The organism is Pseudomonas sp. JL2 (assembly GCF_031570495.1).
In the GTDB taxonomy this organism is placed as follows: Bacteria; Pseudomonadota; Gammaproteobacteria; order Pseudomonadales; family Pseudomonadaceae; genus Aquipseudomonas; species Aquipseudomonas rhizophila.
This window is the reverse complement of the sequence record NZ_JAKUDH010000023.1, coordinates 1-26,708: the sequence shown is the minus strand read 5'-3', so window position 1 is coordinate 26,708 and position 26,708 is coordinate 1. Positions and strand designations below refer to the sequence as shown.

Here is a 26,708-nt window from a genome sequence, read left to right as displayed (position 1 = left end):
GATTTTTCCTTAGACGAGAATCAGGTTGTCACGGTGAACCAGCTCTGGCTCGGCCATGTAACCCAACAGACCAACAATCGCATCAGACGATTGACCGATGATTTTTTGTGCTTCGAGCGCGCTGTAGTTGGCCAGGCCGCGAGCGATTTCGCGACCATCCGGCGCCACGCACACCACCATTTCGCCGCGACGAAAACTGCCCTGGACCAGCTTCACGCCCACCGGCAGCAGACTTTTATTGCCTTGGGACAGCGCCGACACCGCCCCCGCATCCAGCACCAGCGTGCCACGGGTTTGCAGATGCCCGGCCAGCCATTGCTTGCGCGCCGCCAGCATGCCGCGCTCAGGGGACAACAATGTGCCGATGCGCTCGCCCGCCTTCAGGCGATCCAGCACTCGCTCCAGCCGACCACCGACAATGATGGTGTGAGCCCCGGAGCGAGCAGCCAGACGGGCGGCGCGCAGCTTGGTCTGCATGCCGCCACGCCCCAGCGCACCACCGGTACCGCCTGCCACCGCGTCCAGCGCCGGATCATCGGCACGGGCTTCGTAGATCAGCTTGGCATCAGGATTGTTGCGCGGGTCGGCGTCGAACATGCCGTCGCGATCCGTGAGAATCACCAGCAGGTCCGCTTCCACCAGGTTCGCCACTAACGCGGCCAGGGTGTCGTTGTCGCCGAAACGAATCTCGTCGGTAACCACAGTGTCGTTTTCGTTGATCACCGGGATGACTTTCAGCTCGACCAGCGCCCGCAAGGTACTGCGGGCATTGAGGTAGCGCTTGCGGTCGGACAGGTCGTCATGGGTCAGCAGGATCTGCGCCGTATGGCGACCGTGCTCGGCAAAGCTCGACTCCCAGGCCTGCACCAGCCCCATCTGACCGATGGCGGCAGCGGCCTGCAACTCGTGCATCGCGCTGGGTCGCGATGTCCAGCCCAACCGGCTCATGCCAGCGGCTACAGCCCCCGAAGAGACCAAGACCAGTTCGACGCCAGCCTCATGCAAAGCCACCATCTGCTCGACCCACACCGCCATTGCCTTGCGATCCAGGCCCTTGCCATCCGCCGTCAGCAATGCGCTGCCGATCTTCACGACCCAGCGCTGCGCACCCGTCACCTTGCTCCGCATCATCTTCAACCTTTGCCAGCGAACGGCGCGACCCAGCACCGCCCATGGGATTATTCGTATTTGCGTTTTACAGATACCAAAACGCCGCTCGAATGAGCGGCGCCTTGGAAACTGGCTGGTTGCGATGATAACACCGCGCTGAAACACTTAAACCTGTGGGAGCGAGCTTGCTCGCGATTGCATTGGGTCAGCAATATTGATACCGGCTGTCACACCGCTATCGCGAGCAAGCTCGCTCCCACAGGTCCTGGCTTCAACTGAGTGACATCAGCACACGATCAGTCGCGAACGTAGATGATTTCCGGACCGTCTTCGTCATCCACGTCTTCTTCGTCCCAATCGTCGTCACCGATGTCATGGACCGACTTCACGCCGCTGCGACGCAGGGCACGCTGATCATCCAGCGCCTGCAACTGAGCACGCGCCTCGTCTTCGATACGCTGATCGAGCTCGGCCAGTTCTTCCTTGTAGGCAGGGTCATTGGCCAGGCGATCGGCACGATCTTCCATGTAACGCATGATGTCGTGGCACAGGCGCTCGGTGCCTTCTTTGGCAATGGCCGAGATCACGTAGACCGGACCTTCCCACTCCAGGCGATCGACGATTTCCTTGACCCGCTCCTCGTGCTCTTCTTCGAGGATCTGGTCGCACTTGTTCAGCACCAACCAGCGATCACGCTCTGCCAGGGCCGGGCTGAACTTGGTCAGCTCGCTGACAATGACTTCGGCCGCATCAGCAGCACTGGTTTCATCCAGCGGCGCCATGTCCACGAGGTGCAGCAACAGCCGGGTACGGGACAAGTGCTTGAGGAAGCGAATCCCCAGGCCGGCGCCATCGGACGCACCTTCGATCAGCCCCGGAATGTCCGCAACCACAAAGCTCTTCCAGCGGTCGACACTGACCACGCCCAGGTTCGGCACCAGGGTGGTGAACGGGTAATCGGCGACTTTCGGCTTGGCTGCCGATACCGAGCGAATGAAGGTGCTCTTGCCGGCGTTCGGCAGACCCAGCAGGCCCACGTCGGCCAGCACTTTCATTTCCAGCTTCAGGTCACGCTGCTCGCCTGGCTTGCCTGGCGTGGTCTGGCGCGGCGCACGGTTGGTACTGGACTTGAAACGGGTGTTACCCAGACCGTGCCAGCCACCATGGGCCACCAGCAGACGCTGGCCAGCCTTGGTCAGGTCGCCAATGACTTCCTGGGTGGCGGAGTCGATCACCGTGGTGCCGACCGGCACGCGCAGGATCAGGTCTTCGCCCTTTTTGCCGGTGCAGTCGGTGCTGCCGCCATTGGAGCCACGCTCAGCATCGAAGTGACGGGTGTAACGGTAGTCCACCAGGGTGTTGAGGTTTTCGTCGGCGAGCATGTAGATCGAGCCGCCATCGCCGCCGTCACCACCGTTCGGACCACCGTTCTCAATGAATTTTTCTCGACGGAAACTCATGCAACCATTGCCGCCGTCGCCGGCCTTTACTCGAATCGATACTTCATCAACAAACTTCATGACACACGCCTCTCGCCATACGGACGAGCCAAAAAAACAAGACATAAGACTCTTGCAAAAATGAGCGCAGCGACCTGATGACACGCCCCAACCGCAGCGCCGACAGCCCATACAAACAGTTTTGCAAGAGACTCACCCCACAAACGAAAAAGCCCCGTCGCAAGACAGGGCTTTTCCAGCGGTCTCGCAATTAAGCTGCGATAACGCTTACGTAACGACGACCGAAGGCGCCTTTTACTTCGAACTTGATCACGCCTTCGACTTTAGCGAAGAGGGTGTGATCCTTACCCATGCCTACGCCGTAGCCAGCGTGGAATTGGGTGCCGCGCTGACGCACGATGATGTTGCCCGCTTTGATAGCCTGGCCGCCATACATCTTGACGCCAAGGCGTTTGGCTTCTGAGTCGCGACCGTTACGGGTACTACCACCAGCTTTTTTGTGTGCCATGAGTTCAATTCTCCTAGTGAGGAATTAGGCTGAAATTAAGCCTGAATACCGGTGATTTTGATCTCGGTGTACCACTGGCGGTGGCCCATACGCTTCATGTGGTGCTTACGGCGACGGAACTTGATGATGCGGACTTTATCGTGACGACCTTGGGAGATCACTTCAGCCACAACGGTAGCGCCAGCAACGACTGGAGCGCCGATATTCACGTCATCGCCATTGGCGACCAACAGAACGCGATCAAAAGTCACGGATTCGCCAGTAGCGATTTCCAGTTTTTCGATCTTCAGGTATTCACCTGGGGCGACCTTGTATTGCTTGCCACCAGTAACAATTACTGCGTACGACATGGTATTTCTCCGATAATCCTGCTCACCCAGCGCTTTATAAGAAGAGGTATTGGCTGGCATGGCTGCATGGGCTGGAAGGCCCGGATGCAATTGCGTAAGGCAGGTGCTGCCCAGGAAGTTCAGGGTGCGCGATTGTACGCAAGCCGCAAGCGCCTTGCAAGAGGCCGTCCATCGCGCCTTGACAGGCCCAGGCGTGGGTCCTAGCATGCCGCGCAACCCTTCTGGAGCACCTGTCGCTGATGCAACCCCAAGCTTTCTACCGCGCGGTGGCGGACGATTTTAGCGCCGTCGACGGCATCATCAAGAAGCAGCTGACTTCCCGAGTGCCGCTGGTATCGAAAATCGGCGATTACATTACTTCGGCCGGGGGCAAACGCCTGCGTCCTTTGTTGGTGCTGTTGTGTGGCAAGGCCTTGGGCCGCGAAGGCGACGACATGCGCCTGCTGGCCGCCACCATCGAATTCCTGCACACCGCGACCCTGCTGCATGACGACGTGGTCGACATGTCCGGCATGCGCCGCGGCCGCTCGACCGCCAACGCCATGTGGGGCAACGCCCCAAGCGTGCTGGTGGGCGACTTCCTGTATTCGCGCTCGTTCGAAATGATGGTCGAGCTGGGCTCGATGCCGGTGATGAAGATCCTGTCCCAGGCCACGCGCATCATCGCCGAAGGCGAAGTGCTGCAGCTGTCCAAGGTGCGCGACGCCAGCACCACGGAAGAAACCTATATGGAAGTCATCCGCGGCAAGACGGCGATGCTCTTCGAAGCCTCGACCCACAGCGCCGCCGCCCTGGCCGGCGCCAGCGCCGAGCAAAGCGAAGCGTTGCGCACCTTTGGCGATCACCTGGGCGTGGCCTTCCAGTTGGTGGACGACCTGCTGGACTACAAGGGCGACGCCGAGACTTTGGGCAAGAACGTCGGGGACGACCTGGCCGAAGGCAAGCCGACCCTGCCGCTGATCTACACCATGCGCGAAGGCACTCCTGAGCAGGCGGCACTGGTACGCCAGGCGATCCAGAAAGGCGGGATCGAAGACCTGGAGAGCATCCGGGAAGCGGTTGAAGCCTCCGGCTCGCTGGACTACACCGCAAAACTGGCCCGCGACTACGTCGCCCGCGCAATCAAATGCCTCGACGCCCTGCCGGCCAGCGAATACCGCGATGCGTTGGTGGAACTGAGCGAGTTTGCGGTGGCTCGCACCCATTGATGGCATGAAGCCCCTGTGGGAGCGAGCTTGCTCGCGATAGCGTTGGGTCAGTAAGCTTGATGCTGATTGGCAGACCGCTATCGCGAGCAAGCTCGCTCCCACAAGGGTATTTCACTGCCCTGCCCTTCGCGGCCTAAAACCCTATATAATGTGCGCCCTTTTACCCTCCTGATACCCAAGGAACCTTAGTGAGCACGTTGCCTCCCTGCCCGAAATGCAATTCCGAATACACCTACGAAGACGGTACTCAACTGGTCTGCCCGGAGTGTGCCCACGAATGGTCTGCCAGCGGTGAAGCTGAAACGGCGTCCGATGAGACGGTGAAGAAGGATTCGGTCGGCAATGTCCTGCAGGACGGCGACACCATCACTGTGATCAAGGACCTGAAGGTCAAAGGCACGTCGCTGGTGGTCAAGGTGGGCACCAAGGTCAAGAACATCCGTTTGTGCGATGGTGATCACGACATCGACTGCAAGATCGACGGCATCGGCCCGATGAAGCTCAAGTCCGAGTTCGTCAGAAAAGTCTGAGCCGTGCGTATTCCATCCCACGCCCCGCGTGGGATGGTGCTTCACCCTCCCCGCTCCACCCCCCATTTACGCCTCCGAGCCAAGCGCGAGCCGATTGAGCTGCCGCAACCCACCGTCAGAAAAACAATTCGAAAACCAATAGAGCCTTGCTATTTAGCGAATAAGAATTATTCTCATAACGCCCATCAAGGAGATGAGAACCATGACTTATTTGATCGATGCCTGGCTGGACCGCCCACACCCTTACCTGAGAATCCTGCATCGGGAAACCGGGGAAGTCTGTGCGGTGCTTGAAGAAGAAGCCCTGAACGAACTGCAGGACCAGGGGGATCTGGACCTCAACAGCCTCAATTCCAGCGAGCCGCTGGTGCTCAAGGAACTGGTGCGCAATCTGTTCCTGTTCTGTTACGCCCGGGCGTTGCGCCCTACGGCGGATTTCAATGGCAGGTTTCATGGATGAAGCGCGCAAACCCTGTGGGAGCGAGCCTGCTCGCGATAGCGGTGTGACATTCAACATCAATATTGACTGACCGACCGTCATCGCGAGCAGGCTCGCTCCCACAAAAGCCTGCTTAAGCGTTGATGCCTTACAGAACGTCCAACAGCTCGACGTCAAACACCAGTACGCTGTGCGGCGGAATGCTGCCAACGCCTTGAGCGCCGTAAGCCAGTTCGCTTGGCACGTACAAACGCCATTTGCTGCCGGCGTTCATCAATTGCAAGGCTTCGGTCCAGCCTGGGATCACGCCACCCACCGGGAATTCGGCAGGCTGGCCACGATCGTAGGAGCTGTCGAACACAGTGCCATCGATCAGGGTCCCATGGTAATGGGTACGCACCTGGTCTTCACGGCTCGGCTTGGCGCCTTCGCCCTGAGTCAGCACTTCAAATTGCAGGCCCGAGGCCAGGGTGGTGATGCCTTCGCGCTTGGCGTTTTCAGCCAGGAATGCACGACCTTCGCCAGCGGCGGCTTCTGCCTTGGCGGCAGCTTCGGCCTGCATGATTTCGCGAATGACTTTGAAGCTGGCGGACATCTCGTCCTGGCCCACACGGCTCGGCTTGCCGGCGAAAGCGTCGGTCAGGCCAGCCAGGATTGCGTCCAGGCTCACGCCCGGTGGCGGGTTGTCGCGCAGTTGGTCACCCAACTGACGGCCAATGCCGTAGCTGACGCGGGTTTCGTCGGTGGACAGGTTAACTTCGGACATGATGCTGCTCCGCTGTGCGGACGGCTCGGGAATTTGCCGTGCTTGACACAGCGCCTCCCGGAGCGCCCGGAACCAAAAGGGCGAGCAGACTAGCACAGATGCCGCGGCGGGTGACGAGCCCCCTGATCAAAGCGCCGCCACCAGAAACGACAACGCCCGCCTGCTTTGCAACAGACGGGCGGTGCGCCGCAGCGATGAACGGACCTCAGTGCTTGGTCAGTTTATCCAGATAACCCATGGCAAACGCCGAAACCACGAAGGTCATGTGAATGATCACGTACCACATCAGGTGCTCGGGATCGACGTTCTTGGCGTCCATGAAGATGCGCAGCAGGTGAATCGAGGAAATGGCAACGATCGAGGCCGCGACCTTCATCTTCAGCGAGGACGAATCCATGGTCCCGAGCCAGTTGAGCTTTTCCTTGTCGGAATCGATGTCCAGTTGCGAGACGAAGTTCTCGTAGCCGGAAATCATCACCATCACCAACAGGCCGCCCACCAGCGCCATGTCGATCAGCGACAGCAGCACCAGAATCAGCTCGGATTCGGCCATGGCAAACACATTGGGAATGATGTGAAAGACTTCCTGGAAGAACTTCAGGGCCAGGGCCAGCAAGCCGAGGGACAGCCCGAAATAGATCGGCGCCAGCAGCCAACGGGAGGCGTACATTGCATTTTCGATAAAGCGTTCCATTGAGTCTCACACCAGGGCTGAAAAATCGCGGCGAGTATATCAGTCACGACCTGGGTCATAAACGCCAGGCCCATCCGCGACTTCAGCCCTTGGAGCTAAACCGTACTGCCAGCGCCCGCACGATGACGGCTTTCAATGCAACGGGCGAAACTCGAAGCCGTCAACGCTGCGACAACGGCCTCCATTGATTTCCCGCAATTGGGCCTGCATGTGCAGGCACCAGATCTGCGGGTCGTCGGCCAGCTCATAACCATGCGTTGTCAGGCTTTGCACAATGGTGTCGAGAATGGACTCAGCGGCATTCGGGCCGGGAAAAGGGCCTTGGGCCTTGATGGCCGAAGGTTGTTCGCCAGCCATTCCGGCGGCGAAGAGCAAGGTCCACATACCGGTATCTCCCGCCAGCGGACGGATGGCGCATTCGATACGGGTCACAAGGCCCAGGCATTGACGAGTGAGGCAAAGGTTGCGCGACATGGCGGCGCCCCTCGATAGATCCGGTATTCAGCCTCAGGACAAGGCTGTTTCGATCCGATGATGGCTCTCGTTATCCTTGAACTGAGGATAGAAGAAAAGTTCCGGCCGCAAGTCCCGCCGAGACCAGAATGCGCCGAATGGTCATAGTGTGAATATTGACGCCAAAGTGGTGGCACTTTTTAGCCATCACCACAAACAATTGTGGGAGCGAGCCTGTGGGAGCAAAGCTTGCTCGCGATGACGTCGTCACAGACAACACCTCTGTTGGCTGTAATACCGCTATCGCGAGCAAGCTTTGCTCCCACAAAGCTCGCTCCCACATTGACTTACTCCGACCTGGAACGCATCAAGCCGGCTTGGCCTCCGCCAGCGCCTGTTGCGCCAGTTCCTTTTCCGCTTCCTTGATGTCGTCTTCGCTGATCATCTCCGCGATCACCCGCAGCCGTTCCACCACCCGGGCATTGACGCTCCCTTCGGGGAACTCACCGTTTTCATCCGGCTCGCCGGCCGGCTCACCCACCAGCAGGCTCAGGGCTTCGTCGGCCTGGCGCACCGCATAAACGTGGAACTGCCCGGCGCGCACGGCGGCGAGCACCTTCTCGTCGAGCATCAGGGTGGCGACGTTGGCCTGGGGGATGATCGCCCCCTGCTCGCCGGTCAGCCCACGGGCTTCGCAGAGGCGGAAGAAGCCTTCGATCTTCTCGTTGACCCCGCCCACCGCCTGCACTTCACCGAACTGGTTGATCGAGCCGGTGATAGCGAAACACTGCTTGAGCGGCGTCTTCGACAAGGCAGAAATCAGCGTGCACGCCTCACCCAAGGACGCGCTGTCGCCGTCCACGTAGCCGTAGGATTGCTCCAGGGCGATGCTGGCCGAGATCGCCAGAGGAAACTCCTGAGCGTACCGGCTGCCTAGGTAACCGGTGAGGATCATCACGCCCTTGGAGTGGATCGGCTGGCCGAGGTTGACCTCTCGCTCGATGTCGACGATGCCGCTGCCGCCGGGGTAGACCGTGGCGGAAATCCGCGCCGGCACGCCGAACGCCGAATCCCCCACCTCCAGCACCGTCAAGCCGTTGCACTTGCCTACGGCCGCGCCGTCGGTGTCGATCAGGATGATTCCCGCCAGCATGTCGTCGAGGATCCGCGCCGAGACGCGCCCGGTGCGGGTGGCCTTGGCCTTGAGGGCGCGTTCGATGTGACCGGCATCAGTCATCTCGTCACCGGCCAACTGACGAATGAAATCCGCCTCGCTGACCAGCTGGAACAGATCGCCAATCCGCGCCGACAAACGCCCCTGATGTTCGGCCAGGCGCGCACTGTAGGTGGCCAGGCGCGCCACCGCATCGGCGGTCAACGGGGCCATGCCCTCCTCCGAAGTACGGGTCTTGAGCAACTGGGCGAACTGCTCCAGGCTTTCATCCCCCATCGGAATGTCTTCGTCGAAATCCACCAGCACGCGAAACATTTCCTGGAAGTCCGAATCCAGGTCCTGCAAGGCGTAGTAGAGCTGGCGGGCGCCGATGATCACCACTTTGACTTGCAGTGGAATGTGCTGCGGGGTCAGGGTGACCGTGGCCAGACGCCCCAGCTCGCCCAGTGGCGACTCCATTTTCAGTTTGCGCGATTGCAGGGCACGTTTTAGTGCATCCCACACGAACGGCTCGCCAAGCATTTTTTCTGCTTCAAGGATCAGGAAACCACCGTTGGCCCGGTGCAACGCCCCCGGGCGCAGTTGTCGATAGGTGGTGTAGAGCGCGCCCTGGTCAGTGCTGTATTCAATGCGCCCAAACAGGTTGTCGTAGGTCGGGTGCGGTTCAAACACCACCGGCGCGCCACCGCTGGTTGGGTGCCCTACCATCAGGCTCGGGGCGTATTGCTCCTCCAGGAGCTTGCGGGCAATGGCGTCGGTCTTGCTGTCGTCCACCAACTGCTCGACCACCGTTTTGAGCAAGTAGACCTGCATGGCTTGCAAGTAGCCGCAGACCGCGGCGTTCTCTGCGTACTTTTCCGACAGCGGCGCCAGCAACGGTTGCAGGGCCAGGGTGATGGTTTCTTCGTTAAGTTGACGCAACTGGTTGCTGGACTCGCGCTTCCACTGCGGCAGGCTGGCGAGCTCTTCGTTCAGGCGTTCTTCCAGGCCCGAGATGTCGTCATGAAAACGCTCGCGCTCGGACTCCGGCAACTGGGCGAATTCCGCTTCGTCCAGGGCCTTGCCCTCGCTCATCGGCGTGAAGGCGATGTTGCTGCTGTCACGGTACAGGGCGACATCCTTCTCCAGCGCCAGGCGCTCGATGACATCCAGGGCGCGGTCGTAGCGCTGGTTGAAAGCACGGTCGATGGCGCTTTTCTTCTGTTGATAGGACGGATGCTCGAACACTGCCGGGAAAGTCGCCAGGAGGTTGTCGATCAGGCCGTTGATGTCGGCGATGAAAGCCCCCGCCGTACCCGATGGCAGCTCCAGGGCGCGGGGTTCGCGGGGCTCATCGAAATTATTGACGTAGACCCAGTCCGCCGGGGTCTGCATACGCTTGCCTTCGGCCTTGAGATAACGCTTTACGAACGAAAACCGGCCAGTGCCGGGCTCTCCCATGACAAATACGTTGTAACCGGGGCGCGGCATGGCCACGCCGAACTGCAATGCTTCGACCGCACGCTCCTGGCCAAGCACACCGCGGAAGGGTTCCAGATCATTGGTGGTAGAGAAGCTGAACTGTTCAGCGGAAAACGGGCGGGTCAGCGCTTCGGGCGCTAGACGCAAGCTGGCAGCAACAGGATCAGGCATCGGGCTTCCTTACATCAGGCGGGGCAGATAGCGGCATTCTGGCGCTGCCTGCACCTGACTGGCAAGAAGCGCCTCAGGCCAAAGCATAGTCCAGGGGCATCCCCTGAGCCCGAGCCCGTAAATTCATGACACTGCTGTTACTTTTTGCAAAATGTCACGGAACCCCAGGATCGTGCCTAAACTCCAAATTGCGCGGCTGGAACAATAACCGGCCCACTGGCCTGTAGGGTCAGACCCTGTCCATTGGTATGCACATAAAAGAGAACATAGCTATGAAACGGATTCTTCTCGGTACTCTCTTCACCGCTGTATCCCTCAACGCCATGGCTCAGGCGCCAGGCGGTCCGGATTGCGGCTGGGGCAACATGCTGTTCGAAGGTCAGCGTGGCACCCCAGCTCACTTCCTGGCATCCACCACCAACGGCACCTCGGGCAACGCCACCTTCGGCATGACATCCGGCACCAACGGTTGCTCGACCAACGCGGCACTGACCTACGGTGGCAAGTCCTGGCTGGCCATGAATGGCATGATGAACGAGCTGTCCGAAGACATGGCCAAGGGCCAAGGCGAAGCGCTCACCACCTACGCCGTAGTACTGGGCGTGGCACCGGAAGACCGTGCGCATTTCTCCGCTGTCACTCACGAGCACTTCCAGCAGATCTTCAGCAAGGCTGATGTGACCGCAGAAGACGTGCATACCAACACCCTGGCCGTGCTGAAAAGCGACCCACGCCTGGCCAAGTACGCCACTCCAGCTTAAGCTCGACACCACTCGCTCCTCTCGGGGAGCGGGTTTTCTTTTTGGGGCCCCTTCCGGTCTTTATTTTTCGATTGTCCAAGTAGCCAACTATGCTCAAACGCCTTGCCTGGCTGGCGCTCTGTGTGTGCGCCCCGTTGTCCGCCGCACCTCATGTCGACCCTCAACGCTTGCAGCAACTGGCCAACGACCGTTTCTGGATTTCCCTGGGCCACTACGAAACCGCCAAGCTCGGTGGCTGGCGCAGCTATATCAGCGACAAAGAGTTTTTCCTCGCTCCCGACGGCAACGAACATCCCGACCACGAACTGGCCGCCACGGTGCAAGCGCTGTACGGCCCGGCCAGTGCTGGTCAGCAACACGCCCAATGTGTGTACCCGGCGCGAACACGCTGGCTGAAGGCGCAGCTCAACCTGACGGATCTGCCGACGGTTGACTGCAGCGAATTCACCCAATGGTTCAAGGATGTCGCGCCCCACAGCGCGGTGATGATTTTTCCGGCCGCCTACCTGAACAGCCCATCTTCGATGTTTGGCCACACCCTGCTGCGCATCGACCAGGCCGATGTGCAAAGCGACAAGACCGCGCTGCTCAGCTATGCGATCAACTTCGGTGCCTACATCGAAGGCTCGGACAACAGCATTCTGTATGCCTGGAAAGGCCTGATGGGCGGTTACCCGGGCCTGTTCGCCCTGGTGCCCTATCAGGAAAAACTCTCCGAGTACCGCAGCCTGGAAAACCGCGACCTGTGGGAATACCGCCTCAATCTGAGCCAGGTGGAAACCGAGCGCATGGTCGAGCATGTGTGGGAACTCAAGCAGATTGAGTTCGACTATTTTTTCTTCGACGAAAACTGCTCCTATCGCCTGCTCGAACTGCTGCAAGTGGCCCGTCCCAGCCTGCGGCTGACCGAACAGTTCCCGTTGACGGCGATTCCCACCGACACCGTGAAGGCGGTGAAAGAAGCCGGGCTGGTGGAAAGCATCGAATACCGGCCCTCCCGTGAGCGGGAACTGCTCAGCCGCGCCGAACCACTCACCGACGACGAGCAGCAATGGGTGCTGAAAGTCAGCGCCGACCAGAAACAACTGCAGACTTCAGCATTCAAGGCATTGCCTCGCGCTCGCCAGGCGCTGATCATCGACGCCGCCTATCGCCTGGAGCGCTACCGCGCCAACGGCCAGGAACGCGACCCACAGCGCGCCCAGCGCAGTTTCGAACTGTTGCGGGCGATCAACCAGAACCCCGCGCCGGAACTCGACATCCCGCAACCGGGCCTGCCCGAGGATGGCCACGAGTCGCGCACCTGGCAGGCTGGCCTCGGCACTCGTGGCGACCGGGCGTTCGGCGAATATGGCCTGCGCATGGCCTATCACGACCTCAACGACAACGCCGAGAGTTTCCCGTTGGGCGCACAGATCGAGATCCTGCAACTGAAGCTGCGCCAGTACGAAGGCAATGACTGGCAGGTGCAACAGCTGGACCTTGCAACCATTCGCTCCCTGACTCCGCGCAACGAACTGCTGCAGCCGCTGTCCTGGCAAGTCACCGGCGGCCTGGAGCGGGTGCCGGGCAAGCACGACGACGAAACCCTGGTCAGCCACGTCAATGGCGGAGCCGGCGGCACCTGGGCACTGGGTGACGACATGCTGGGGTTTGCCTTGGGCACGGTGCGGGTCGAACACAACAACGACTTCGCCCAGTTCATCGCTCCGGCCGCAGGCTTCAACACTGGCGTGCTGTGGAAAAACCCGCTGGGCAACTTGAGCCTGGAGGCCAAAGGCGACTATTTCATCAACGGCGAAGTGCGCCGTAGCGTGAGCCTGAACCAGCAATGGGAACTGTCACGCAACCTCGGTCTGCGCCTGAGTGCCCAGCGCGAATTCAGCCATCTGGCGTCACCGGAGAACGAAGTGATGCTGGAGGTGAAGTGGTATCACTATTGACCGGGGCATACCCCGCACTCACCTAAGCGAACAGATTCATCACAGCGCTTTCACATCGGCCTGACGTATCCACTTCTAAACTTCTCTTATGAGTGGATCAGGCAGGAATGCAAAAAAAATGAGGCGCGCGGTGGTGCTGAGTGTGGTGATGTTGCTCGGTGGCTGCGAAACCACCCACGAAAACCTGATCGCCCGGGGTTACCCTCCGGCATTCGCCGACGGCTTTGATGACGGTTGCAGCAGCGGCCGGCAGGCAGCCGGCGTGATCACCGGCCAGTTCAGGAAGGACGTGCCACGGTATCTCAAGGACGCTCCCTATGCCGAAGGCTGGAGCGACGGTTTCCGTCAATGCCAGGCCATGCGCGAAAGTGAGGAGCGTAACGCTTACCGCGAACGCCATTGGGACGAGCGAGAACGGGCCTGGCAGCAGCAGAAGGACCAGGACGCAGCCCGGGCTTATCGCTCACAGTGAGTCGCGTACAGACATCCGCTGAAACCAAAAGCCTGCGACCATGGCCCAAACTCCAATAGAGGAGAACATCATGAGTCGCGCCTTCGTCAATGAGGACAACGCCGCTGCCCAGGCAGATCAGCCGGTCGAACGCCAGGTCAGCGCGCAACCCAATTACGTCACGCCCGCCGGACTCGCCCAATTACAGGCCCGGGTCGCTGAGCTGCAGGCGCTGCACAGCCAGCAGGTGGCCAAGGGAGAACTGGCGGACAAGCAGCGAATCGCGGATATCGAACGGGATCTGCGGTATTTCAATCAGCGTTTGCAAAGCGCGCAGGTCGTTACGCCAACCTCATTGGATCAGGTGCGGATCGGGCATTGGGTGACCTTTGTCGATGAGCATGACCACGAGCAGCGAGTGCAGTTGGTGGGTGAAGATCAGGCCGATGCGGCCAGCGGACTGGTCAATTGGGGCTCGCCGCTGGGGCGGGCGTTGCTGGGGACGAAAGTTGGCGATGAAGTGATCTGGAAACGGCCGGTGGGGGATTTGACCATTGAAGTGGTGGCGATAGAACCGGGGTGATCTTGCCGGCCTCATCGCGAGCAGGCTCGCTCCCACAGGAATCGCGCCTCACCGTGCAGCTTGTGGCTGACCCAAAACCACTGTGGGAGCGAGCCCCACCGTGCAGCTTGTGACTGACCCAAACCAGTGTGGGAGCGAGCCTGCTCGCGATGGCGGCGGGTCAGGCAACTTACGCTGGCTGATCCACCGCTATCGCGAGCAGGCTCGCTCCCACAGGGTTTGTCGCTCGGTCGCCGGCCGAATCAGGCCAACTTCTTGTGCCTTACGCGGTGCGGCTGGGCAGCGGCTTCGCCCAGGCGTTTCTTGCGATCGGCCTCATACTCGGTGTAGTTGCCTTCGAAGAACACCGCTTGCGAGTCGTCTTCGTACGCCAGGATGTGGGTCGCCACACGGTCGAGGAACCACCGGTCGTGGGAGATCACAATCGCTGCGCCCGGGAAGTCCAGCAGGGCTTCTTCCAGGGAACGCAGGGTTTCGACGTCGAGGTCGTTGGACGGTTCGTCGAGTAGCAGGACGTTGCCGCCCTCCTTCAAGGTCAACGCCAGGTGCAAGCGACCGCGTTCACCACCGGACAGGTCCTTGACGAACTTCTGCTGGTCGCCGCCCTTGAAGTTGAAGCGGCCCACGTAGGTGCGCGACGGAATTTCATAGTTGCCGATGCGGATCTGGTCGGAACCGTCGGAGATCTGCTGGAACACGGTCTTGCTGCCGTCCAGGTCTTCACGGCTCTGGTCGACACAGGCCAGCTGCACGGTTTCGCCGATTTCGATGGTGCCCGAATCCGGTGTTTCCTTGCCCATCAGCATGCGGAACAGTGTGGATTTACCCGCACCGTTACCACCGATCACACCGACAATGGCGCCTTTGGGCATGGCGAACGACAGGTTGTCGATCAGCACGCGGTCGCCGTAGCCCTTGGTGACGTTCTTGAATTCGATGACCTTGTCGCCCAGGCGCGGACCGGCCGGGATGTAGATCTCGTTGGTTTCACTGCGCTTCTGGAATTCCTGAGACTGCATTTCCTCGAAGCGTTGCAGACGTGCCTTGGATTTGGACTGGCGGGCCTTGGCGCCTTTGCGCACCCACTCCAGTTCTTCCTTCATGGCTTTTTCATGGGCCGACTGCTGCTTGGATTCCTGGGCCAGACGATCGGACTTGGCTTCGAGCCAGCCCGAGTAGTTGCCTTCGTAAGGAATACCCGCGCCGCGGTCCAGTTCCAGGATCCAGCCGGCGACGTTGTCCAGGAAGTAACGGTCGTGCGTGATCGCGACCACAGTGCCCGGGAAATCGTGCAGGAAGTGTTCGAGCCAGGCGACGGAATCGGCGTCCAGGTGGTTGGTCGGCTCGTCGAGCAACAGCATGTCCGGCGCCGACAGCAGCAGGCGGCACAGAGCCACACGACGCTTTTCACCACCAGAGAGGTGTTCAACCTTGGCATCCCAGGCCGGCAGGCGCAGCGCATCGGCGGCGACTTCCAGCTGGCGATCCAGGTTATGGCCATCGCTGGCCTGCAGGATCGCTTCGAGCTTGGCCTGTTCGGCGGCCAGCTTGTCGAAGTCGGCATCCGGTTCGGCGTAGGCCGCGTAGACCTCGTCCAGGCGCGTCTGGGCATCCTTGATCACGCTGACCGCCTCCTCGACCACTTCCCGTACGGTCTTGGTCGGATCCAGCTGAGGCTCTTGAGGCAGGTAACCGATGTTCAAGTCGGGCATCGGACGGGCTTCACCGTCGAACTCGTTGTCGACACCGGCCATGATTTTCAGCAGCGTGGACTTACCCGAACCGTTGAGGCCCAGTACGCCGATCTTGGCCCCGGGGAAGAACGACAGTGAAATGTTTTTCAGGATTTCCCGCTTCGGCGGAACAACTTTGCTCAGCCGATGCATGGTGAAGACGTATTGAGCCATGGTGAACCTAGCGTCAGTGACAGGTGAAAAGAACGAGCCAGGCCATGCGCGGCGCCGGCGCTTGACGGTCATCAATGCCGGCGGGCAGATAAAGCCTGGGAATCGGAGCTTGCGCGCTCTTGTTTGACCGGCAAAGCTACCTCAACCATCGGTCAAGGTCCAGCCACCAGGGGCTGGCACTTTGCCACAAGTCAAGGCATGCTAGCCGCCCTTTGGGCGTCCGGCTTATAGTGCACGTCGCGCCAGTCCAGCAAACTGCAGGATTACAGCTTGTCCAACGTCACGCCGACCCTGTCCCCACGCGCACCGACTGCTGCGAGCGGCTCGCCCCTGCGCGGGACATTGAAGGGCGCGCTGGCCACACTGGTGCTCTTGCTGCTTGGGTTGCTCTTCTGGCAGTTGCTTGATCAATTGCGCGAAACCCAGCAGCAACAGCGCCAGTACACCATCGATTACACCGCCGACCTGGCCGCGCAAGTCAGCCTGAACATGGCCTTGAATGCGCAGATCGCCCTCAACCTGCTACCGATCGTCGAACAACCGCAGAGCGCCGACGAACAGCAGGCCCTGTTGCGCAAACTCCAGCAATCGTTGCCCGAGCTACACAGCCTGGCGTTGCTGAGCCCTTCCGGCCGGGTGCTCAGCGACAGTGATCCTGCCAGCCACGATGCCGATTACCTGGCAGAGCTGGTACGGCGCAGTCGGGCCCAGGCGCACTATTTCAGCAATGCCGATGACGGCTCCGTGGTGCATCTGTTGTTGCACCAGGCCAGCGGCAGCAGCCGCAGCTATTGGGCGCTGCGCCTGACCCCAACCTTCTTTTCGACCCTGACCAAGCAGGCCGATACAGGCATGCGCCCACTGTGGCTGGTGGAAAACCGCCTCAACCAGCAAATCATCAGCCGGGACGAAAGCCTGCCCTCGGCCAGCCCTACCCGGCTGTCCCCGGATGATCTGAGCAACACCGTGCTGACCGTGCCCCTGAGCAGCAGCGACTGGCAGTTGCGTGGACTGTTCGACCGGCGCCAGGTGCTGGAGCAATTGCTGCCGGCCTTCATTGGCAAATGCCTGCTAGGCCTGGCGTTTTCAATGCTGCCGGTAATCGCGCTCTTGAGCATGCGCCGCCGCCAGCGTCAGTTGCACGAGGGCCGCCGACGCTACCAGGATATTTTCGAAGGCACCGGCGTCGCGCTCTGCGTGCTTGACCTGTCGAGCCTCAAGGCGTTTTTTGAAAGGACCGGCCTGCGCAACGGCGACCAGTTGCGCGCCTGGTTGGCAGTCCCTCACCAGCTTGAACAACTGCAGCAGGAAGTTCACGTCACCGAGGTCAATCAGATGGCGTTGAAGCTGCTCAACGTCAATTCCTGCGAACGGGCCTGGCAACTGCTGGTCGGCAATGCTGCCCAGGACAACAACCCGGTGGGTTCGAAGCTGCTCGAAGCGCTGCTCGACCAGCACAAGCAGTTGGAGCTGGAAATCAAGCTGCAGGACGCTCATGGCCGTGATCAGCACCTATGGCTGGTGCTGCGTCTGCCGGAAAAACAACAGGACTACAACGCCGTCATCCTGAGCATCAGCGACATTACCAGCCGCAAGCTGATCGAACTGTCGCTGCTCGAACGCGAAGGCTTCTGGTCCGACGTGGTGCGCACCGTACCGGACCATCTCTATGTGCAAGACGTGATCAGCCAGCGGATGATCTTCAGCAACCATCACCTGGGACAGACCCTGGGGTACGACCGCACCGAACTGCACCAGATGGGCGAATACTTCTGGGAAATCCTGCTGCACAGCGAAGACGCCGACCACTATCACAACTTGCGCCAGGCACAACGCCAGGCCGGGTATGCGCAACTGCTGCAATGCCAGCTGCGCTTTCGCCATCGCAATGGCAAATGGCGGCGCTTCGACATTCGCGAACAAGCCCTGGCCCGGGACCGGCACGATCAGGTGACACGCATCATCGGCGTAGCCAAGGACATCACCGAACAGATCGAAGCCAGCGAATCGCTGCGCGACAGCGAACAACGCTACCGGATGCTCGCCGAAAGCATCAGCGACGTGATTTTCTCCACCAACAGCAAGCTTTCGCTCAACTACGTCAGCCCCTCGGTGCAAGCAGTGCTGGGCTACAGCGCTGACTGGATATTCCAGAACGGCTGGCAATCGACCATCGCCAACCCGCAACAACTGACCGGCATCTACACCTTGATGGATCGAGTCAGCAAAGCCCTCGACAAGCCTGAGCAACTGGCCGAATTGCGTAACCAGATGCAGACCCAGCTGTTTCTGTTCGACTGCCTGCGCGCCGACGGGCGCAAGATCCCCATCGAGCTGCGGCTGGTACTGGTGTGGGATGAGCACGGCGCGTTCGAAGGCGTGCTGGGCGTGGGCCGCGATATCAGCCAGCAAAGACGCGCCGAAAAAGACCTGCGCATGGCCGCCACGGTATTCGAGCATTCGACCTCGGCGATCCTGATCACCGACCCGGCCGGTTACATTGTCCAGGCCAACGAAGCCTTCAGCCGCGTCAGCGGGTATGCGGTGTCGCAGGTGCTGGACCAGTTGCCCAACATGCTGACCGTGGACGAGCAGCAGGAAGCCCACCTGCGCTACGTGCTCAAGCAGTTGCAGCAACACAGCACGTGGGAAGGCGAGGTCTGGCTCAAGCGCCGCAATGGCGAGCACTATCCGGCCTGGGTCGGCATCACGGCGGTGCTGGACGATGAAGGCGACCTGGCCAGCTACGTGTGCTTCTTCAGCGACATCAGCGAACGCAAGGCCAGCGAACAGCGCATCCATCGCCTGGCCTACTACGACGCGTTGACCCACCTGCCCAACCGCACGCTGTTTCAGGATCGCCTGCACACCGCGCTGCAATCGGCCGAGCGCCAGAAAAACTGGGTCGTGCTGATGTTCCTCGACCTGGACCGCTTCAAGCCGATCAACGACTCCCTGGGCCACGCCGCCGGCGACCGGATGCTCAAGGAAATGGCCACGCGGCTGCTCGGCTGCGTGGCCGACGACGACACCGTGGCGCGCATGGGCGGCGACGAATTCACCCTGCTGCTGCAACCGCGTTCCAGCCGCGAAATGGCGCTCAACCGGGCGATCAACGTGGCCGAGCAGATCCTCGCCAGCCTGGTCCGACCGTTCGTACTGGAAGGTCGGGAGTTCTTCGTCACCGCCAGCATCGGTATCGCCCTGAGCCCTCAGGACGGCAACGAGCTGAGTCAGCTGATGAAGAACGCCGACACGGCCATGTATCACGCCAAGGAGCGCGGCAAGAACAACTTCCAGTTCTACCAGGCCGACATGAACGCCAGCGCCCTGGAACGACTGGAGCTGGAAAGCGACCTGCGCCACGCCCTGGAGCAGAACGAGTTCGTGCTGTATTACCAGCCACAGTTCAGCGGCGACGGCAAACGCCTGACCGGCGCCGAGGCCTTGCTGCGCTGGCGCCATCCACGACGCGGGCTGGTGCCGCCAGGGGACTTCATCCCGGTCCTCGAAGAGCTCGGGTTGGTGGTGGACGTCGGTGACTGGGTGATCAGCGAAGCCTCTCGGCAGCTCAAGACCTGGCACCAGGCCAAGGTCCGGGTGCCGAAAGTCTCGGTCAACATTTCGGCCCGGCAGTTCTCCGATGGCCAGCTCGGCACGCGCATCGCCAACATCCTGCGTAGCACCGGCCTGCCGCCGGCCTGTCTGGAACTGGAACTGACCGAAAGCATCCTGATGCGTGAAGTCAGCGAGGCGATGCAGATCCTGGCCGGGCTGAAAAACCTGGGCCTGAGCATCGCCGTGGATGACTTCGGCACCGGTTATTCGTCCCTCAACTACCTCAAGCAATTCCCCATCGACGTGTTGAAAATCGACCGCACCTTTGTCGATGGCCTGCCATCCGGCGAACAGGACGCCCAGATCGCCCGGGCGATCATCGCCATGGCCCACAGCCTCAACCTGGCGGTGATTGCCGAAGGGGTCGAAACCCACGAGCAACTGGACTTTCTGCGCGAGCACGGCTGCGATGAAGTCCAGGGCTACCTGTTCGGCCGGCCGATGCCGGCCAACCGGTTTGAGGCGCAGTTCAGCAATGATGCGCTGTTCATGCTCGACTGAAAGCTTGTGCTGGCCGGGCGGGCCTCATCGCGAGCAGGCTCGCTCCCACAGGGGGAACGCATTTCAAAATGTGGGAGCGGGCTTGCTCGCGAAGGGGCCAGTCCGGGCATCGCTGAATCCCGGCCTCATCGCGAGCAGGCTCGCTCCCACAATTGTTTTTGGCTGTCCTTGGAATAGACATACGCCACAGCCCCCCTGTGGGAGCGAGCCTGCTCGCGATGAGGCCAGTACAGGCAGCGTGAATCCCATTCGTCCGCGACATGACGTCCTTTCATATGCCTTCCAAAACCGGTTGGGTTAGAATGCCCCCCTTTTCTGCCCCCGATCCTTGAGGACCGCCATGTTCAGCCGTGATTTGACTATTGCCAAGTACGACGCCGATCTCTTTGCCGCCATGGAGCAAGAAGCTCAGCGCCAGGAAGAGCACATTGAGCTGATCGCTTCGGAAAACTACACCAGCCCCGCGGTGATGGAAGCTCAAGGCTCGGTACTGACCAACAAGTACGCCGAAGGCTATCCAGGCAAGCGCTACTACGGTGGTTGCGAGTTCGTCGACGTGGTCGAGCAACTGGCCATCGACCGCGCCAAGGAACTGTTCGGTGCCGACTATGCCAACGTCCAGCCTCACGCCGGTTCCCAGGCCAACGCCGCTGTCTACCTGGCGCTGCTGTCGGCCGGTGACACCATTCTGGGCATGAGCCTGGCCCACGGCGGTCACCTGACCCACGGCGCCAGCGTTTCGTCTTCGGGCAAGCTGTACAACGCCATCCAGTACGGCATCGACGGCAATGGCCTGATCGACTACGACGAAGTCGAGCGCCTGGCACTCGAGCACAAGCCGAAAATGATCGTGGCCGGTTTCTCCGCCTACTCGCAGATCCTCGACTTCCCACGTTTCCGCGAAATCGCCGACAAGGTCGGTGCCTACCTGTTCGTGGACATGGCGCACGTTGCGGGCCTGGTTGCCGCTGGCGTCTACCCGAACCCGGTGCCATTCGCCGACGTCGTCACCACCACCACCCACAAGACCCTGCGCGGTCCACGTGGTGGCCTGATCCTGGCTCGTGCCAACGCCGACATCGAGAAAAAGCTCAACTCCGCCGTATTCCCCGGCGCCCAGGGTGGTCCGCTGGAACACGTGATCGCCGCCAAGGCGATCTGCTTCAAGGAAGCGCTGCAGCCTGAGTTCAAGGCTTACCAGCAACAAGTGGTGAAAAACGCCAAGGCCATGGCCGGCGTATTCATCGAGCGTGGCTTCGACGTAGTGTCCGGCGGGACCGAGAACCACCTGTTCCTGCTGTCGCTGATCAAGCAGGACATCTCCGGCAAAGACGCCGACGCAGCGCTGGGCAAGGCGTTCATCACCGTGAACAAGAACTCGGTGCCCAATGACCCACGCTCCCCGTTCGTCACCTCCGGCCTGCGCTTTGGCACCCCGGCCGTGACCACTCGTGGTTTCAAAGAAGCCGAGTGCAAGGAGCTGGCTGGCTGGATCTGCGACATCCTGGCGGACCTGAACAACGAAGCGGTGATCGACGCCGTTCGCGAGAAGGTCAAGGCGATCTGCAAAAAGCTGCCGGTATACGGCGCTTAATCAGCCCGTTACACCTCAGTAAGAAAGGCCTCCATTGAAAGATGGGGGCCTTTTTCATGGGCGCAAACAATTACCCCAAATAATTAACCCCCACGCTTATCTAATGTCTTGCAATACACACACCACCACCGACAGCTAATAAATCAATAATATCGCTCCATAACTGCACACTTCATAAACCCAACGAGGAGTCGAATCACATGGACCGTGATCAATCTTTTAACGCCACACTTCGAATGTTTGACAACCACGTCAACCTGCTTGAAATACTTCATGGCAAACCCGCGATGGCCACCGTGAGTTTATTCAGCGGCGGCTTCTTTACCGGCCGCCCGCAAACCCACGACCACTCCAGCCTGCTCGGCATGCGCCCCAAAAATCAGGGTCAATTCAGCAACCCATTGAAATTGCATTTACGACACACCCCGAACGGCTACAACCTGGTCATTAAAAACACGGGGGAACATGAAAACAAACTTATCGGTAAACGCTGGCTTGAGGTTCTCGGCGCACAGGACTCCGGCACGGATGATCCGATGCTCTTTACCCTCGTTGATCATCAGAACAACGCCATCACCCGGCAGAATATTTCCACGCCGCATTTACCTGTCTCGTTCATGACAAAAAATAAAAAATATATCGGCGGATTGAAAGTTCGAGGCTCGCCTTATATTTATCTCGCCGAGACAGAAGAAAAATCGAAAGTGACATTCATCCTGAGTGTTCTTTAAAGAACATGTCGATATCTTTGTGGCGAGTGGGCTGATCCCTCGCCACAGGGAGCTGTGGCGCACTGCTTGCCACCCACATTTTTTTCACTGCAACAAACGGCTCAAGCACAAGGGTTCCGGCCTAACTGGTAAGACCGGTCATGCCAAATCTCTACAGATCAGCTTGCGCAGCAGCGAAAACAGGGCCTAGACTGCGCCTGCACTGGACAAACCGGTAAGACCACAATAATGAAGTCCTGACGCCAACAGCTCTATTGACGGCGAAAAGGACACCGAACCAGGAATCCCTCCCATGCTCAAATGGTGCTCGCGTTCGATCTTCCTTCAAGTTGTCCTCGGATTGGTGCTCGGCATCGTCTGTGGACTGACCCTTCCCGAATACTCCGCACAGCTCAAACCCCTCGGCGACGGCTTTATCAAGCTGATCAAGATGCTCATCGGCCTGATCGTGTTCTGTGTGGTAGTCAGCGGCATCTCGGGTGCCGGAGACCTCAAGAAGGTCGGGCGCATTGGCCTCAAGTCGGTCATCTACTTCGAAGTATTGACCACCATCGCCTTGGTCATCGGTCTGGTGCTTGCCTTCAGCACCGGTATCGGCAGTGGTGCGAACATCCACCTGGAACAACTCTCCAGCGCGGACATGGGGGATATCGCCCAGCGTGGCGAGCACCTGGTCACCACCACCCAGTTCCTCATGAACCTGATCCCAACCTCGGTGCTCGGGGCCTTCGCTGAAAACAACATTCTGCAAGTGCTGTTGTTCTCCGTGCTGTTTGGCAGCGCCCTGAACCTGGTGGGCGATGCAGCGTCCGGCATCTCGCGGTTGATCAACGAACTGAGCCACGTGATCTTCCGCATCATGGGTATGATCGTGCGTCTGGCCCCCATTGGGGTCTTCGGGGCCATCGCCTTCACTACCAGCAAATATGGCCTGGACTCGCTGCAACACCTGGGCAGCCTGGTGGGCCTGTTCTACCTGACCTGCATCGCCTTCGTTGCACTGATCCTCGGCTTGGTGATGCGTGTCTCGGGCCTGCCGATGTTGCCGTTTCTCAAATACCTGCGTGAAGAGCTGCTTATCGTGCTCGGTACGGCCTCTTCCGACGCCGTGCTGCCACAGATCATGCGCAAGCTTGAGCACCTGGGGATCGGCAGTTCCACCGTCGGCCTGGTGATTCCGACCGGCTACTCGTTCAATCTGGACGGTTTTTCGATCTATCTGACCCTGGCGATTGTGTTCATTGCCAACGCCACCGGCACACCTCTGGCCATGAGTGATTTGCTGACCATCCTGCTGGTGTCACTGATCACCTCCAAGGGCGCCCACGGGATTCCCGGCTCGGCGCTGGTGATCCTGGCTGCCACGTTGACGGCCGTCCCGGCGATCCCGGTGGTTGGCCTGGTGCTGGTACTGGCGGTGGATTGGTTCATGGGCATCGGCCGGGCCCTGACCAACCTGATTGGCAACTGCGTGGCCACCGTGGCGATTGCCCGCTGGGAAAAAGACATCGATGTCCCTCGGGCGCGCAAGGTACTGTCCGGCCAACACGGTTATACCTTCCAATCCAGGAAACCGGTGGGCACTGCCCATCAGCAGCAATTCTGAAAGACTGCGGTGCCGGCCCGCGAACCGGTACCGCCTGATTGATTTTCGAGGAGTCACCAGTGATCAGTTCATCAACCGTCGTCAATTCCGTGGTGGAGAAACTACGTGCCGCCCTCGCTCGGGGCCAATGGCGCTCGGGCGACATGCTGCCCGGCCAACGCGAGCTGGCCGAGCAATTGGGCATCAGCCGACCAAGCCTGCGCGAAGCGGTGATTGTCCTGGAAACCCTGGGGCTGGTGCGTTCGATGCCCGGCAAGGGCGTCGTGGTGCTGGAGGCCAACTTCACCGACACCGCCAATGAAGGCAGCGCCATGGCCGGCGCCAGCCTGGAGGACGTGCTGCAACTGCGCTACACCCTGGAGCCTTTCATCGTCGGTCTTGTGGCGCAATCCATCAGCAGCAAGGAGGTCGGCCAGTTGCGCCTGACCCTCATGGACATGCGCGAAGCGTTGGAGGCCAACGACAGCGACGCTTGCGCCAACGCCTACATTGCCTTCCATGAAGAGCTGTTTGCCTTGACGTCCAACCCGATTTTTCAAAACGTGGTCCAGCAGACCAGCAACGCGCTCAAGCAAAGCGCCGATGTGTTGCGCAATTCACCCCAGCATCTGGCCGAACGCCTGGAGGAAAACGAAGCCGTGGTGCGCGCCATCCGCGCCAAGAACAGCGCCCAGGCCAGTACCGAAATGCGCCGGCATATCCTCAGGGAAGGCCAGCGCATGGGCATCGAACTGAACATTCCGGACGACAACCTCGGCACTTGAGCCACACCCTGCGGAGACCGCCATGAACAACCTCATGCCCCACCCGGATCAGCCTGAGCGCAACGTGCTCGCGTCCCTGTCGCTGCCCGGTCGGGTCGGCAAACCGTCGGTGGACGATATCTACCCGCGGATCTTCGACGCCATCCTCGAACAACGCATTGCTCCGGCCAGCCGTTTCACCGAGGAAAGCCTGGGGGATGTGTTCGGTGTCAGTCGCAGCATCATTCGCCGTGTCCTGGCGCGCCTGTCCCACCAGCAAGTGGTGATCCTGCGGCCCAACCATCGGCCCCAGGTGGCGGCACCGGACCTGGAACAGACCCGGCAAATCCTGCATGCCCGGCGCCTGGCCGAACAGACCCTGGTGCGCCTGGCCTGCAAGGCGCCGCAGCCCAAGGACCTGCAGCGCCTACGCGATCTGATAGAGCGCGAGCGCCAGTGCCTGGATCGCGGCGAACGCGGCCCGGCGATTCGCCTGTCCGGCGAGTTTCACCTGCAATTGGCGACCATGGCCGGGAATGCGCCGTTGGCGCAGTTTCTCGGCAGCCTTGTGCCATTAACCTCGCTGGCCCTGGCGCGGCATGAGATCAAGTCCCGCAGGCATTGCGCCTGGCAGGAGCATTTGGCGATCGTAGACGCGATAGAACGTGGCAACGCTGATCAAGCGTTGCAACTGATGAGCGAGCACCTGGACCATCTTGAGCAAAAGCTGCTGATGGCCGCAGGCACCGGGACGTCAAAGTAGCGCGGCTTCGAAGCCTGCGCGGATCTTCTCTTCGGGCAACTCGTCGGCGATGAACACAATGACGCTCTCCCGTGCTTCGCCTGGCGCCCATTCGGTGTCCCAGTCAAAACCGTACAGTTTGAGTACGCCCTGGAACACCAGTCGACGGGATTCGCCAGCGATGCTCAGTACCCCCTTGTAGCGCAGCAACTGCTTGCCGTGCTCTTCCAGCAACTGGTTCATGAACTCGCTGAGCTTGTCGATATCCAGCGGTTTATCGGTGCGAAGCACGAGGCTGCTGATGCGGTCCCCGGTGCTTGCCTTGCCCACCGGTCGCAGGCTGAACCCCGCCCCCAGGTCTGCGTTGAGATTGAAGCCGCGGATGTCGAGCAATTCGGCCAGATCGATCTTGCCGTGTTCCACCACCCTGATCGGCGCCCGTCGGTTGATCCGCGTCAGTCGTTCGCCAAGGGCTTGGACATGGGCTGCGTCCACCAGATCGGTCTTGCTCAGCAGCAGACGGTCGGCAAATCCGACCTGGGCCTGGGCAATGGCCTGGGTCAGGTGGATCTCGGCGTGAGCGGCGTCCACCAGGGTCAGGATACCGTCGAGGATGTAGCGCTCGCGCAGGTCCTCATCGATAAAAAATGTCTGGGCCACAGGGGCCGGATCGGCCAGACCGGTGCATTCGATCACCAGGCGATCAAAGGCAATTTCGCCGCTGTCCAGCCGTTCGAGTAGCAGGTACAGGGCTTTGGTCAGGTCAGTGTGAATGGTGCAACACACGCAGCCATTGGCCAGGGTCATGACTTGCACCGGCTCATCGCCCAACAGCTGGGTGTCGATGCCGGCATCGCTGAATTCATTCTCGATCACGGCGATTTTCAGGCCGTGCTCGGCCTTGAGCAAATGACGCAAAAGCGTGGTCTTGCCGGCGCCGAGGAAGCCGCTGAGGATGGTGACCGGGATGGGAGAGGACAACGTGATTCTCCTGTTGCGAAATTAAAAGAAGAGCACCGAACCCATGTGGAGGCGAGGCAAACTGTTGCGACGCCATCGCGAGCAGGCTCGCTCCCACAAGGGGATCGGTGGTGTATGCAAATGTTGAGATCCCCCCAAAACAACTGTGGGAGCGGTGGCATATGCAAATCCCGAGGCCATCCTAAAACAACTGTGGGAGCGAGCCTGCTCGCGATGGCGGTGG

The 26,708-nt window shown here is 60.3% G+C and carries 23 protein-coding genes; 13 read left to right on the top strand and 10 right to left on the bottom strand.

Annotated features, from left to right (window positions below; genetic code table 11):
- Positions 1–9: 9 nt before the first annotated feature.
- The 4 genes from proB to rplU form a co-directional block, all read right to left on the bottom strand.
- Positions 10–1,128, bottom strand: a complete 1,119-nt coding sequence (gene proB / locus MKS85_RS23540) for a glutamate 5-kinase (protein ID WP_047230164.1) — start codon at positions 1,126–1,128, stop codon at positions 10–12.
- A 278-nt stretch (positions 1,129–1,406) separates the two neighbouring features.
- Positions 1,407–2,630, bottom strand: coding sequence for an Obg family GTPase CgtA (gene cgtA / locus MKS85_RS23535; protein ID WP_047230163.1), 1,224 nt, complete (start codon positions 2,628–2,630; stop codon positions 1,407–1,409).
- Between the two features lie 190 nt (positions 2,631–2,820).
- The gene (rpmA, locus tag MKS85_RS23530) at positions 2,821–3,078 is read right to left on the bottom strand and encodes a 50S ribosomal protein L27 (RefSeq protein ID WP_003205738.1); all 258 of its coding nucleotides are present in this window, start codon (positions 3,076–3,078) and stop codon (positions 2,821–2,823) included.
- A gap of 35 nt (positions 3,079–3,113) precedes the next feature.
- Positions 3,114–3,428, bottom strand: coding sequence for a 50S ribosomal protein L21 (gene rplU, locus MKS85_RS23525; protein WP_003176051.1), 315 nt, complete (start codon positions 3,426–3,428; stop codon positions 3,114–3,116).
- Between the two features lie 239 nt (positions 3,429–3,667).
- On the opposite strand from rplU, the gene MKS85_RS23520 reads away from it, so the two are divergent.
- The 3 genes from MKS85_RS23520 to MKS85_RS23510 all read left to right on the top strand — a co-directional run bounded on the left by MKS85_RS23520 (position 3,668) and on the right by MKS85_RS23510 (position 5,626).
- Positions 3,668–4,636 carry a polyprenyl synthetase family protein gene (locus MKS85_RS23520; protein WP_076386394.1) on the top strand — a complete coding sequence of 323 codons (969 nt, stop codon included), beginning with the start codon at positions 3,668–3,670 and terminating at the stop codon, positions 4,634–4,636.
- Positions 4,637–4,824: 188 nt separating this feature from the next.
- Positions 4,825–5,166 (top strand): zinc ribbon domain-containing protein YjdM, encoded by a 342-nt coding sequence (locus tag MKS85_RS23515; protein WP_076386396.1) that lies wholly within the window; start codon positions 4,825–4,827, stop codon positions 5,164–5,166.
- Positions 5,167–5,368: 202 nt separating this feature from the next.
- Positions 5,369–5,626 (top strand): hypothetical protein, encoded by a 258-nt coding sequence (locus MKS85_RS23510; RefSeq protein WP_047230160.1) that lies wholly within the window; start codon positions 5,369–5,371, stop codon positions 5,624–5,626.
- 127 nt (positions 5,627–5,753) lie between these two features.
- Here MKS85_RS23510 and MKS85_RS23505 read toward each other — a convergent pair whose 3' ends face one another.
- The 4 genes from MKS85_RS23505 to MKS85_RS23490 form a co-directional block, all read right to left on the bottom strand.
- Entirely contained in the window at positions 5,754–6,371 is a 618-nt protein-coding gene (locus tag MKS85_RS23505) for an FKBP-type peptidyl-prolyl cis-trans isomerase (protein WP_025215564.1), read from the bottom strand.
- A gap of 205 nt (positions 6,372–6,576) precedes the next feature.
- Positions 6,577–7,065 (bottom strand): TIGR00645 family protein, encoded by a 489-nt coding sequence (locus tag MKS85_RS23500; RefSeq protein WP_047230159.1) that lies wholly within the window; start codon positions 7,063–7,065, stop codon positions 6,577–6,579.
- Positions 7,066–7,197: 132 nt separating this feature from the next.
- Positions 7,198–7,539, bottom strand: coding sequence for a hypothetical protein (locus tag MKS85_RS23495; protein WP_047230158.1), 342 nt, complete (start codon positions 7,537–7,539; stop codon positions 7,198–7,200).
- 346 nt (positions 7,540–7,885) lie between these two features.
- Complete coding sequence (locus MKS85_RS23490) at positions 7,886–10,324, bottom strand: Lon protease family protein (RefSeq protein WP_047230157.1); 2,439 nt, start codon at positions 10,322–10,324, stop codon at positions 7,886–7,888.
- A 272-nt stretch (positions 10,325–10,596) separates the two neighbouring features.
- Here MKS85_RS23490 and MKS85_RS23485 point away from each other — a divergent pair, with 272 nt between their 5' ends.
- The 4 genes from MKS85_RS23485 (at position 10,597) to MKS85_RS23470 (ending at position 14,062) form a co-directional block, all read left to right on the top strand.
- Entirely contained in the window at positions 10,597–11,085 is a 489-nt protein-coding gene (locus tag MKS85_RS23485) for a DUF3015 domain-containing protein (protein ID WP_047230156.1), read from the top strand.
- Between the two features lie 89 nt (positions 11,086–11,174).
- On the top strand, positions 11,175–13,028 hold the full coding sequence (locus MKS85_RS23480) for a DUF4105 domain-containing protein (RefSeq protein WP_160893605.1): 1,854 nt from the start codon (positions 11,175–11,177) through the stop codon (positions 13,026–13,028).
- Positions 13,029–13,146: 118 nt separating this feature from the next.
- Entirely contained in the window at positions 13,147–13,500 is a 354-nt protein-coding gene (locus tag MKS85_RS23475) for a hypothetical protein (protein ID WP_047230154.1), read from the top strand.
- Positions 13,501–13,570: 70 nt separating this feature from the next.
- On the top strand, positions 13,571–14,062 hold the full coding sequence (locus MKS85_RS23470; RefSeq protein ID WP_188252347.1) for a GreA/GreB family elongation factor: 492 nt from the start codon (positions 13,571–13,573) through the stop codon (positions 14,060–14,062).
- Positions 14,063–14,304: 242 nt separating this feature from the next.
- On the opposite strand, the gene ettA is transcribed toward MKS85_RS23470, so the two are convergent.
- Complete coding sequence (ettA, locus tag MKS85_RS23465; protein ID WP_188252348.1) at positions 14,305–15,969, bottom strand: energy-dependent translational throttle protein EttA; 1,665 nt, start codon at positions 15,967–15,969, stop codon at positions 14,305–14,307.
- A gap of 270 nt (positions 15,970–16,239) precedes the next feature.
- Here ettA and MKS85_RS23460 point away from each other — a divergent pair, with 270 nt between their 5' ends.
- The 6 genes from MKS85_RS23460 to MKS85_RS23435 all read left to right on the top strand — a co-directional run bounded on the left by MKS85_RS23460 (position 16,240) and on the right by MKS85_RS23435 (position 25,525).
- A complete protein-coding gene (locus tag MKS85_RS23460) occupies positions 16,240–20,088 on the top strand; it encodes an EAL domain-containing protein (protein ID WP_188252349.1) in 3,849 nt (1,282 codons plus the stop codon).
- Positions 20,089–20,428: 340 nt separating this feature from the next.
- Positions 20,429–21,682 (top strand): serine hydroxymethyltransferase, encoded by a 1,254-nt coding sequence (glyA, locus tag MKS85_RS23455; protein ID WP_047230150.1) that lies wholly within the window; start codon positions 20,429–20,431, stop codon positions 21,680–21,682.
- Between the two features lie 200 nt (positions 21,683–21,882).
- A complete protein-coding gene (locus MKS85_RS23450) occupies positions 21,883–22,413 on the top strand; it encodes a hypothetical protein (protein ID WP_188252350.1) in 531 nt (176 codons plus the stop codon).
- Between the two features lie 292 nt (positions 22,414–22,705).
- Positions 22,706–24,019 carry a C4-dicarboxylate transporter DctA gene (locus MKS85_RS23445; RefSeq protein WP_076386402.1) on the top strand — a complete coding sequence of 438 codons (1,314 nt, stop codon included), beginning with the start codon at positions 22,706–22,708 and terminating at the stop codon, positions 24,017–24,019.
- A 59-nt stretch (positions 24,020–24,078) separates the two neighbouring features.
- On the top strand, positions 24,079–24,783 hold the full coding sequence (locus MKS85_RS23440; protein WP_047230147.1) for a FadR/GntR family transcriptional regulator: 705 nt from the start codon (positions 24,079–24,081) through the stop codon (positions 24,781–24,783).
- 22 nt (positions 24,784–24,805) lie between these two features.
- Positions 24,806–25,525, top strand: a complete 720-nt coding sequence (locus tag MKS85_RS23435; protein ID WP_188252351.1) for a GntR family transcriptional regulator — start codon at positions 24,806–24,808, stop codon at positions 25,523–25,525.
- Here the strand turns inward: MKS85_RS23435 and yjiA are convergent.
- Positions 25,517–26,485, bottom strand: a complete 969-nt coding sequence (gene yjiA, locus MKS85_RS23430) for a GTPase (RefSeq protein ID WP_047230146.1) — start codon at positions 26,483–26,485, stop codon at positions 25,517–25,519. The two genes, MKS85_RS23435 and yjiA, sit on opposite strands and share 9 nt — an antisense overlap.
- Positions 26,486–26,708: the final 223 nt, after the last annotated feature.